This is a genomic window from Prevotella sp. C0026C3 (genome assembly GCF_056590795.1).
The window spans coordinates 51,295-61,852 of sequence record NZ_JBWPWW010000014.1; the positions used below are offsets into that span (position 1 = coordinate 51,295).

The following is a 10,558-nucleotide window of genomic DNA, read 5'->3' on the forward strand; positions in this document are numbered from 1 at the left end:
CGACCCCATCACCCTATAAACTGAATTGATAAAATAAACGATATGGATAATAATCAGTTACAGCGCAACGCGCTTTTCAATCCACAAGGAGACACCGACCTAAGACTACGCCGTATGATAGGTGGGAACTCTACTAACCTCAACGACTTCAATAATATGCGCTACCCATGGGTAAGCGATTGGTATCGTCAGGCTATGAACAACTTTTGGATTCCGGAAGAAATCAACCTCACACAAGATACCAAAGACTACCCCAACCTGCCTCAAGCAGAGCGCACGGCATACGATAAGATATTGAGTTTTCTCGTGTTTCTCGACTCATTACAGAGCAACAACCTGCCCACCATCAGTGAGTACATCACCGCAAACGAGGTAAATCTCTGTCTACATATACAGACTTTCCAAGAGTGTGTGCACAGCCAAAGCTACAGTTACATGCTGGATACCATCTGTTCGCCCGAAGAACGAAACGACATACTCTATCAGTGGAAGACCGACGAACACTTGTTGAGACGCAACACATTTATCGGCGACTGCTACAACGAGTTCCAAGCCCACCGCGATAAATTCCGTTTGATGAAAGCATGTATGGCCAACTTCATCCTCGAAGGCATCTACTTTTACAGTGGCTTCATGTTTTTCTACAATCTTAGTAGAAACGGTAAGATGTCGGGCTCGGCTCAAGAGATTCGCTACATCAACCGCGACGAGAACACCCATCTATGGCTTTTCCGCAACATCATCGTAGAGTTGAAGCAAGAAGAACCCGATCTCTTCACGTCAGAGAAGATGGCTGTGTACGAGGAAATGATGCGCGAGGGCATCCGACAAGAGATAGCTTGGGGGCAATATGTCATTGGCGATAACGTACAAGGACTCACCCAGCAGATGGTTTCCGACTACATACGCTATCTAGGCAACCTGCGTTGGCACAGTCTGGGATTCGGTTACCTCTTCGAAGATAATCGTTCGGAACCAGCCGATATGCAATGGGTGGCACAATATTCAAACGCCAACAAGGTGAAAACCGACTTCTTCGAGGCCAAAAGTACGGCCTATGCCAAGAGTACGGCACTCATCGATGACTTGTAACAATCTAAAAGGCGAACCCAATGGTTCGCCTTTTATCGTATACCACATCTACTTGACAATAAATCAATTTCTTTATGCCCCGACTGCAAGGTCAAAACAACATCGCTGCATAGCCTAGGCAATGATGCTGAAAAGCCTCAACAGCATCGCTGACAAGCCGTTGCAATTTATCAATAATAGCCTTCCTACCACTGATATTTTCTTGTTTCTAAGTTTTTTTTCGTAACTTTGACGCTATAATTATAAGGAAAACATATTTCTATGGACGACGAGATAAGAGACAACGAACTATCGGAGAATTCGGAAGACACACTTGTTGGGAACACAGGAAACGACTACAAGCCTGCCGACAGGTTTGATGCTTCGGCCGTACATCACCTGAGTGGCATGTACAAGAATTGGTTTCTTGACTATGCTTCTTACGTGATTCTGGAGCGTGCCGTGCCCCATATAGAAGATGGTTTGAAGCCCGTTCAGCGACGTATCTTACACTCTATGAAGCGCATGGACGACGGTCGATACAACAAGGTGGCCAACATCGTGGGACATACCATGCAGTTCCATCCTCATGGAGACGCTTCTATTGCCGACGCATTGGTACAAATGGGACAGAAAGATTTGCTCATCGACACACAAGGGAACTGGGGAAACATCCTCACGGGCGACCGTGCGGCTGCATCACGATATATAGAAGCACGTCTATCGAAGTTTGCTCTCGACGTAGTTTTCAATCCGAAGACTACCGAATGGCAACTCTCTTACGACGGGCGTAACAAAGAACCAATCACTCTACCGGTCAAGTTTCCATTGCTATTAGCGCAAGGTGCCGAGGGTATCGCTGTGGGATTGAGTAGCAAACTGCTGCCACATAACCTCAATGAAATATGCGATGCCGCCATCAATTACCTGCGTGGAGAAGCATTCCAACTCTATCCCGATTTCCCTACCGGTGGCTCTATCGACGTAAGTAAGTACAACGACGGGCAACGTGGTGGGTCCTTGAAAGTAAGAGCCAAGATAGAAAAGCTCGACAGCAAGACACTTGTGATCAAAGAAATACCGTTCAGCAAGACCACCAGCAGCCTCATCGATTCCATTCTGAAAGCTATTGAAAAAGGAAAAATCAAGGCTAAGAAGGTAGACGACAATACTGCTGCCGACGTAGAAATACAAGTACATCTAGCTCCAGGTGTCTCTTCCGACAAGACGATAGATGCACTTTACGCTTTCAGCGATTGCGAAGTGAATATCTCGCCCAACTGTTGTGTCATTGAAGACAACAAGCCTTGCTTCCTCACTGTGAGTGATGTGCTTCGCCACAGTGTAGACTCCACGATGGGATTATTGCGTCGTGAGCTACAGATACGCCGAGACGAGTTGCTCGGCATGCTGTTCTTCGCCTCTTTAGAGAAGATTTTCATAGAGGAACGCATCTACAAAGACAAAGCATTTGAGGAGGCTAAGAACATGGATGCAGCCGTGAAACACATTGACAAGCGGCTGGAGCCTTTCAAACCTACGTTCATTCGCGAGGTGACACACGACGATATCATGCGCTTGATGGAAATAAAAATGCAACGTATCTTGAAGTTCAGCAAGGATAAAGCCGATGAACTGATAGCCAAGATGCAAGGCGAAATCAAGGACATAGAGCACGATTTGGCTCACATGACCGACGTTACCATCAACTGGTTTGACTTTATCAAACAAAAATATGGCAAGCAATATCCACGCAAAACTGAGATTCGTTCGTTCGATACCATTGAAGCTGCCAAAGTAGTAGAGGCCAATGAGAAACTCTATATCAACCGCCAAGAAGGCTTCGTGGGTACAGGTTTGAAGAAAGACGAGTTTGTTTGTAACTGCTCAGATATTGATGATATCATCATATTCTTTAAAGATGGCAAGTATCGCATCACCAAAGTAACCGACAAAATGTTCGTGGGTAAGGGCATTATCCACCTACAAGTGTTCAAACGCAACGACCGACGAACAGTCTACAACGTCGTCTATCGCGACGGAAAGAAGGGATATTACTACATCAAACGGTTCAACGTGTTGGGCGTAACGCGCGATCGAGAGTACGATTTAACTGCCGGTACACCGGGATCTAAGGTTATGTACATGACAGCCAACCCCAACGGAGAGGCCGAAGTAATAAAGATTACACTCGAACCGAACGAGAAGAAGGTGCGTACACGCCTGTTCCGAGAGAAAGATTTTGCCGAAGTGAAGATTAAGGGACGTGCATCTCGCGGTAATCTCTTGGTGAAAGAAGAAGTTCATCGCATCGGTTTGAAGAATCGCGGACACTCTACTTTGGGTGGTCGCAAGGTATGGTTCGACCCCGATGTAAACCGTATTAACTACGACGAGCACGGACGTTTCCTCGGCGAATTCAACGATGACGACAGCATTCTCGTCGTTCTTGACAACGGAGAATACTATATTACCGACTTCGATGCAAACAATCACTACGAAGACAACATTCGTATCATCGAGAAATATGTGCCGGAGAAGGTGTGGACAGCGGTGGTCTTCGATGCCGACAATCAGAATTATCCATATCTGAAACGCTTCATGCTCGAAGCAACAAAGCGCAGACAGACTTATCTAGGAGAAAATCCGGAGTCTAAAGAAGTGTTGCTTACCGACACGGTATACCCTCGTATACAAGTCAACTTCGGTGGTGCCGACGGCTCACGTGCCCCACTTGAAATAGACGCAGAGCAGTTTGTAGGCGTCAAAGGATTCAAGGCCAAGGGCAAACGTATTACCACTTGGCAGGTGGAAGAGATTCAAGAGTTGGAGCCAACGCGCTTCCCAGAACCTCAAAACACTGAATCTCAAGATACCAATGAGGAAGAAGAGGAAGACGAAGACCTTGATCCTGATGCAGGAAAAAGCGAACAACAGGTGAGAGATGAGATTACCGGACAGTTGAGTTTGTTCGATGATGTGGATGTATAGCAAGCTATCCCAACCGGTCAAGAAGGTTGTTTTGTGCTTAATCAGTGGCCTATGGACCATCGGAATGCAAGCACAAAGCGATACCATGAAGGTTTTAAATGCCTTCATGGTGGGCGTAGGTACGACCAATCTATTAGACACCTATCTCTCTCCAGAGAAGTATCGAGGCACCGAACTACGCCTGATGTGGCAGTCGGTATGCGAACCTAACTATAGTAAATGGTCGCGCGAGATTACCATACAAGGCGATGTGGCGTTCGCAGGAAATCGCGCCGGCAACGGAACTGAGATGGCTGGCATGTGCAACTTCTGCTATGCGTGGCATTACAATTGGCATTTTGCCAATCATAAATTAAACCTCAAACTCGGCGGAATGGCTGATACCAACGTGGGATTTATTTATAATAACCGCAACGGAAACAATCCGGCACAAGCCCGTGTCTACATCAATTTGCAGCCATCAGCCGTCGCCAGCTACCAGTTTATACTGCATGGACGCCCCACTTTCGTACGTTATGAAGTGGCAGTACCGCTCGTTGGCCTCATGTTTAGTCCCGCTTACGGACAAGCTTATTACGAGATATTCTCGGAGGGGAACTACGATCATAACATCGTGCCGACTACAACGGTCTCTACTCCATCCTTGCGACAGATGCTGACACTCGATTATAAACTTGGCAGAACGACCATACGAGCCGGTTATTTAGGCGATTTCCAGCAGTCGTATGTGAACAATTTGAAGACACACATTTATACCCACGCCCTCATTGTGGGCTTTGTCAAACGTTTCTCTTTTGCAAAGAAATGAAGAATCCACACCCTTTCATATCGCTTCTGACCGCCTGTTTGTGCATGATATTTTGTTTTTCATCATGCGTAGACGAAGAAGAATTTGCCCAAACTCCGCAAGGTAATTTCGAAGCATTGTGGAAAATCATGGATGAGCACTACTGTTTCTTCTCTTATAAAAAGGTAGATTGGAACGAAGTACACGCACGCTATGCGCCACAGATAGACAACAACATGTCGCAAACACAACTGTTTGAGGTATTGGCCAACATGTTATCGGAGTTGAAAGACGGTCATGTGAATCTATTTACAGCGTTCGATCTGGCACGCAATTGGAGCTGGCATGAAGATTATCCGAAAAACTTCAGCGACTCATTGCTGTCCATCTATTTGGGGAAAGACTATAAGATTTCAAACGGAATGAGCTATCGCGTGCTCAACGATAACGTAGGTTACGTGCGTTGTTCCACCTTTAATCGCGATTTCGGAAGCGGAAATCTCGACAATATATTGTCGGCATTGGTAACTTGCCGAGGCCTCATTGTAGACATAAGAAACAATGGCGGAGGCATGATGACGAGTGCTAAGGAGTTGGCTGCACGCTTCACCAACGAGCAAATACTCGTCGGTTATATGCATCATAAGACTGGTCCGGGACACAACGACTTCTCGCCGATGACGGAACAGACTCTCTCTCCAAGCAAAGGAGTGAGATGGCAAAAACCCGTAGTGGTGCTGACAAACCGTTCGGTGTATAGTGCTGCCAACGAGTTTGTGAAGTATATGAAGTGCTGTCCGAACGTCGTGGTGGTGGGAGACCGCACAGGTGGTGGTGCCGGATTGCCTTTCTCCAGTGAGCTACCCAATGGTTGGGGCGTACGATTCAGTGCTTGTCCCATGTACGATAAGGATAAAAAAGACACAGAGTTTGGTATCGAACCAGACCATACGGTACACCAATCGACGGCGGATTTCGCACGTGGACGTGATACGCTCATTGAGTATGCCCGACAATTATTGGCAAAATAATTTCGTAGGAAATTGCAGTTTCTAAATATAAATATGTATCTTTGCACTCGCAAATGCGCTTGTGGCGGAATTGGTAGACGCGCTAGACTTAGGATCTAGTAGTTCACGCTGTGTAGGTTCGAGTCCTATCAGGCGCACGAAAGGTAAAAGCCGAATACTCAACTGAGTATTCGGCTTTTATCGTTTCTACAGTATGTCTCGCTCCCCCATCCCTTTCAGTGTACCAAGGGTGGCCGATTTCGATTCACATATTTTATGCTCTACACCATATATTATATGTAGAATTATGCGTATATTTGGCATACGACTCGGAAAGAAGAATAAACCAACAATAAAACCTCATTACAAGTTCATCATGAAAATAACACTACGAAGCCTCATCATCGCCACATTACTAGCAGTATCAACCCTCACCATGAGCGCACATAAAGTCATTGCGCACCGTGGACATTGGAAAATGGAAGGCGCAGCACAGAACTCTCGTGAATCATTACAGAATGCTCTGGACTTGCAAATTTATGGGTCGGAAACCGATATTTGGCTCACTGCCGATGGACATTTGATGGTAAACCATGACCCTACGTTCAAAGGAGTAAACATACAACAAGCTACTTACAAGGAATGCAAAGCTCTCGTGCTTGACAACGGCGAGCACATGCCACAACTCAAAGACTTCCTCAAAATGCTCAAAAAGAGCAAAAGTCCCACTAAACTCATCATCGAAATCAAGTCGCACGCCACCCTCGAACGAAACAGAGAGGCCGCTCGGAAGACTTTGCAAGAAGTAATGAAATATGGTATGGCCGACAGAGTGGAATATATCTCGTTCAACATGGACGTATGCAAGGAACTCATACGATTAGACAGTCATGCTAAAGTAGCCTATCTGCGTGGAAACGTCTCGCCCGAAGAGTTACACAAACTCCGCTTCACAGGTCTTGATTATCATTATAGCGCATTCCGACAACATCCGGAATGGATACGCCAAGCCCATGAATTAGGCTTGACCGTCAATGCTTGGACCGTAGACGAACCTGCCACCATTCAAGAGATGAGCGAGGCAGGTGTCGACTTCATCACCACCAATAATCCGATTGAAGCCATGCAAGGGGCACAATAATCCAAATGAAGTAGCCACCTTACTTCCACATGCACTTCACTTAATCCGTCGAAGATGTAAATATCTGATTTTAAGCACTTTATCATCACTTTACTGCAAAGCCGAGGCAGTATTGCTGTTCGGCTCATGCAGCACTGCTGCCACGCCCTTGCAACAACTTAAAACAGGCTCTTTTTGATATGTAAACAAACGACAAATACATATCAAACAACACAAATAAGTATTTCCTTACAAAGTTTTCTGCTTCCTAGAAAAGAAACATCCAAGATAGAATAGTCCTTATTTGACAGTTCTAAATAGATTACATCTAAATATGTAACATTTTAAACCAAACACTTGAATGGTATTATAATTTATGAGTATATTTAAATATTTATTAAACTTCACATCTTTTATCATAAAATCTCTATAATATATGCTGGAGAAAATTATCCATTTCAGCTTGAGATACAAGTTAATAGTCATCCTTTTCACACTGACTATCGCCGGTTTCGGAGTCTATTCAATTGTCAATATTCCTGTGGGAGCCATACCCGATATTACCAATAACCAAGTACAGGTAATTACAACATCGGGAAATCTATCTACACAAGAAATCGAACAGTTCATTACTGCTCCAGTAGAACTGGAAATGGCAAACCTTCCGGGAGTAAAGGAAATCCGGTCTGTATCAAAGTTTGGCCTATCGGTCGTTACCATTGTTTTTGGTGAGAATATGGGGAACCTATCTACCGAGACAGCTCATCGCAGAGAAGATAAAATCTGCTTCGACTAATATTCCCGAAGGTTTCGGTACACCGGAAATGGGTCCCATCACTACCGGACTGGGCGAAATCTATCAATATACACTTGATGTAAAGCTCGGATACGAGCACCGTTACACACCAATGGAACTACGTACCATACAAGATTGGATTGTGCGTCGCCAGCTATCCGGTATCAAAGGAGTGGTAGAAGTGAACAGCTGGGGTGGCTATCTCAAACAATATGAAGTAGCCATACAACCCGAACGTCTACAAGTACTAGGTATTACACTGATGGATATCTTTAATGCGCTTCAAGGTAATAAAGCTATGCCTTATCCTCAATAAAACAGAACCTATTTTGGCTAAGTCGGTTGATGTATAGGGCGGTAAGTCAGCAAACTATTCGCTACAATCCTTTTGAGGATGCAAAGTATGAGCGAGTAGAGCGGAAGATTCGCTGTTTGGGTAAGACAGATGTTGCTCGTATTTTGGCTATGCCCTTTCAAAACAAGGAAGCAGAGTTTGTGCGGAGGATATTCCTTTTCTCAGTATTCACAGGCTTGGCTTTTGCCGATGTGAGCAAGTTGCGGTATTGTGATATTGAAACAAACAATGCAGGGATACGTTATATCCGTCAGTATAGAAAAAAGACCGATGTAGAGAGCATTACGCCACTGCACCCGATAGCCGAACAGATACTCTCACTTTACCCAGCAAAAGACAAGAAAGAAGCCAGCCCCATCTTTGCAACACCGCTGAGTAGAATACAGATAGGTATGCACCTCAAGGCTATTGGCTTGGCTTGTGGTATTCGACAGCCACTTTCCTTTCATGTCGGTCGCCATTCATTCGGCACGCTGACATTGGAGGCAGGAGTGCCGATTGAGAGTATCGCCAAAATGATGGGACATGCTTCCATTGCGAGTACACAGATTTATGCTCAAATAACGGATAGCAAGATTTCAAGGGATATGGACAGGTTGATAGAGAGCTATGCCAGATAATAATAAAGCGAAGAAAGTTTTTTGTCTCTTTCTTCGCTTTATCTTGTTTATAACTTTATCAATGATGACTATGCCCTATTTTATCCATAAATGTGATTGCCAATGCGGAAACAACAAATACAAGATGAATAGCTATCTGTATAGCGGTGCGATGTGCGTCTATATTAGGAGAAACAAAACTCTCTAACAAATGAACAGCAGATATACTAATGAGTGAAATCATCAGTTTGTGCTTTAAAGTGTTAGGATTTATCATGCCAAGATAGTTGAATTGACTATTATCTTTATCTTTTTCAACTATTTCCAATCTACTAACAAAGGACCAATAACCACCAATTATACATACAATTATCAAGTTAAGCACCATTGAAACATCTACTACTCCAATAGCTAACATAAGCATGCTTTCTTCTGTAAACATCTCTATCTCAACGAGATTGCATACAACTTCTTTGCAGAATACATAAGAATACATGGCCATTACTATACACATCCCAAGATATACTGGAACTTGAAGCCATCGACTTTGGAATATACTCCATTCTATAGCTTTTTCTAATTTATTACTCATTACATTAACGTTTAAAGAATTTCCATTAAGTAATCAATTATCTTTGTGTGGCGCTGACGAATTTTATCCTTGTCCCAAACTTGGTCTTGCTCCGTCATTCTCTGAACCTCTAATTGTTGTTGCAGATGTGTATAACTATCACGCTTTATTTGAAATCTACCATTGCTTAGCGAGATATTATGACTACCTGACAACAGTAAGTAATTGCCCAAGCACTCCAAGTCGTGGTTGTAAAAGTCCTCGTCATATTGGCAATACCCATTATCTGCTTCTTGGTTTTCAGTCTGAGGGGCGATATGTTCAAGATGTGGTTGGTCAATGTCATCAAATCTCAATGGCTTATACCCTGCTTTTCCGCATAGAATGAGATGATTTTCATATTTCCACAATAGTATCTTGGCTGTATTGTGGTTCATCCCCATATTTAGAGTGCGTAATAATTCGTCATTATTCCAATAGCCCCACCAATCATTTCGATTCTTCATCCACTGAATATGATTGACTACGGACACCGCACTATTATCCATCTTCTGAAAACATTCATTTAAGCGCCACACAAGATTAGCTCTTGTGCCAATAATTCGGTCGCGAAGGAATATTTGCTCCAATGCCTTTGCCAATTTATTCATATCCTTTTGGGGCATTTCTTTTAGCAACGCTTTAATAACGAATGGGAACATTATACCTCGATCTGAAGAAACCAATAGTGCATGGAAAGTGATATTTCTCTTTTCTTCTTCTAAGAAGTTGCTTATTTGGCTGAAACAGGATGCTAATTGTAACGTAAAATCCCTTATGAATGATATACAACTATCGGCTTTGCCTAATTCCTTTCCTACAAAAGTGATAGAGTTTATATCATCTAATGAATTGCGATAAACTTTTATAGTGTAATTCAATACATTATCCTCATCTATATTGCCCTCTATCTTAGAAATAGACTTATAGATGTGTTCAAACCGCTCTGTAATTTCAGATAATATGTATTGTTTGTCCTCGATAGGCGCATACAGATGTATGTTATACATAAACTGTGCTTTGATAATTTCCAAGTTTGTAGGCTTCTTGCCACGATTATTTTGGAAAATAAACATTTGCACGCAGAGTCAACCAGCAAGTGCAAAATTATAAAACGTATTTGAAGAATTCACACTTTGGAGGTAACTATTCAGCGACACCTTGCACCTTAATCCACGTTTGAAATAAACAGGAAAAGACCTATTAAAAGACAAAACAA

At 43.5% G+C, this 10,558-nt stretch carries 9 protein-coding genes, 1 tRNA gene and 1 pseudogene; 9 read left to right on the top strand and 2 right to left on the bottom strand.

Annotated features, from left to right (window positions below; all coding sequences use genetic code 11):
* Positions 1–42: 42 nt before the first annotated feature.
* The 9 genes and pseudogenes from AC1EK4_RS09220 to AC1EK4_RS09260 all read left to right on the top strand — a co-directional run.
* On the top strand, positions 43–1,092 hold the full coding sequence (locus tag AC1EK4_RS09220) for a ribonucleotide-diphosphate reductase subunit beta (RefSeq protein ID WP_036900618.1): 1,050 nt from the start codon (positions 43–45) through the stop codon (positions 1,090–1,092).
* Positions 1,093–1,353: 261 nt separating this feature from the next.
* The gene (locus AC1EK4_RS09225; RefSeq protein WP_036900619.1) at positions 1,354–4,062 is read left to right on the top strand and encodes a DNA gyrase/topoisomerase IV subunit A; all 2,709 of its coding nucleotides are present in this window, start codon (positions 1,354–1,356) and stop codon (positions 4,060–4,062) included.
* Entirely contained in the window at positions 4,046–4,870 is an 825-nt protein-coding gene (locus AC1EK4_RS09230; protein ID WP_369796360.1) for a DUF3316 domain-containing protein, read from the top strand. Before AC1EK4_RS09225 ends, AC1EK4_RS09230 begins: the two co-directional genes overlap by 17 nt.
* The gene (locus AC1EK4_RS09235; protein ID WP_062433173.1) at positions 4,867–5,880 is read left to right on the top strand and encodes a S41 family peptidase; all 1,014 of its coding nucleotides are present in this window, start codon (positions 4,867–4,869) and stop codon (positions 5,878–5,880) included. Before AC1EK4_RS09230 ends, AC1EK4_RS09235 begins: the two co-directional genes overlap by 4 nt.
* Before the next feature lie 55 nt (positions 5,881–5,935).
* A tRNA-Leu gene (locus AC1EK4_RS09240) sits at positions 5,936–6,017 on the top strand.
* A gap of 218 nt (positions 6,018–6,235) precedes the next feature.
* Positions 6,236–7,000 (top strand): glycerophosphodiester phosphodiesterase, encoded by a 765-nt coding sequence (locus AC1EK4_RS09245; protein ID WP_062433398.1) that lies wholly within the window; start codon positions 6,236–6,238, stop codon positions 6,998–7,000.
* Between the two features lie 415 nt (positions 7,001–7,415).
* Positions 7,416–7,775: an efflux RND transporter permease subunit gene (locus tag AC1EK4_RS09250; protein ID WP_480358007.1), complete on the top strand. Its 360-nt coding sequence runs from the start codon at positions 7,416–7,418 to the stop codon at positions 7,773–7,775.
* Positions 7,708–8,091 carry an efflux RND transporter permease subunit gene (locus tag AC1EK4_RS09255; protein WP_480358009.1) on the top strand — a complete coding sequence of 128 codons (384 nt, stop codon included), beginning with the start codon at positions 7,708–7,710 and terminating at the stop codon, positions 8,089–8,091. Before AC1EK4_RS09250 ends, AC1EK4_RS09255 begins: the two co-directional genes overlap by 68 nt.
* Positions 8,073–8,750, top strand: a pseudogene (locus AC1EK4_RS09260) (site-specific integrase); the annotation flags it as partial. The gene AC1EK4_RS09255 and the pseudogene AC1EK4_RS09260, both read left to right, overlap by 19 nt.
* A gap of 58 nt (positions 8,751–8,808) precedes the next feature.
* Here the strand turns inward: AC1EK4_RS09260 and AC1EK4_RS09265 are convergent.
* Together AC1EK4_RS09265 and AC1EK4_RS09270 are read right to left on the bottom strand one after the other, a co-directional pair.
* Complete coding sequence (locus AC1EK4_RS09265; protein ID WP_480358011.1) at positions 8,809–9,321, bottom strand: YqhA family protein; 513 nt, start codon at positions 9,319–9,321, stop codon at positions 8,809–8,811.
* 11 nt (positions 9,322–9,332) lie between these two features.
* The gene (locus tag AC1EK4_RS09270) at positions 9,333–10,415 is read right to left on the bottom strand and encodes an HNH endonuclease family protein (protein WP_480358012.1); all 1,083 of its coding nucleotides are present in this window, start codon (positions 10,413–10,415) and stop codon (positions 9,333–9,335) included.
* Positions 10,416–10,558 lie beyond the last annotated feature (143 nt).

Excerpts from the sequence above, each read along its gene's own strand:
- AC1EK4_RS09225 (WP_036900619.1), top strand. The coding sequence starts at position 1,354 with ATGGACGACGAGATAAGAGACAACGAACTATCGGAGAATTCGGAAGAC.
- AC1EK4_RS09235 (WP_062433173.1), top strand. The coding sequence starts at position 4,867 with ATGAAGAATCCACACCCTTTCATATCGCTTCTGACCGCCTGTTTGTGC.
- AC1EK4_RS09270 (WP_480358012.1), bottom strand. The coding sequence starts at position 10,415 with ATGTTTATTTTCCAAAATAATCGTGGCAAGAAGCCTACAAACTTGGAA.
- AC1EK4_RS09250 (WP_480358007.1), top strand. The coding sequence starts at position 7,416 with ATGCTGGAGAAAATTATCCATTTCAGCTTGAGATACAAGTTAATAGTC.
- AC1EK4_RS09230 (WP_369796360.1), top strand. The coding sequence starts at position 4,046 with ATGATGTGGATGTATAGCAAGCTATCCCAACCGGTCAAGAAGGTTGTT.
- AC1EK4_RS09265 (WP_480358011.1), bottom strand. The coding sequence starts at position 9,321 with ATGAGTAATAAATTAGAAAAAGCTATAGAATGGAGTATATTCCAAAGT.
- AC1EK4_RS09220 (WP_036900618.1), top strand. The coding sequence starts at position 43 with ATGGATAATAATCAGTTACAGCGCAACGCGCTTTTCAATCCACAAGGA.
- AC1EK4_RS09245 (WP_062433398.1), top strand. The coding sequence starts at position 6,236 with ATGAAAATAACACTACGAAGCCTCATCATCGCCACATTACTAGCAGTA.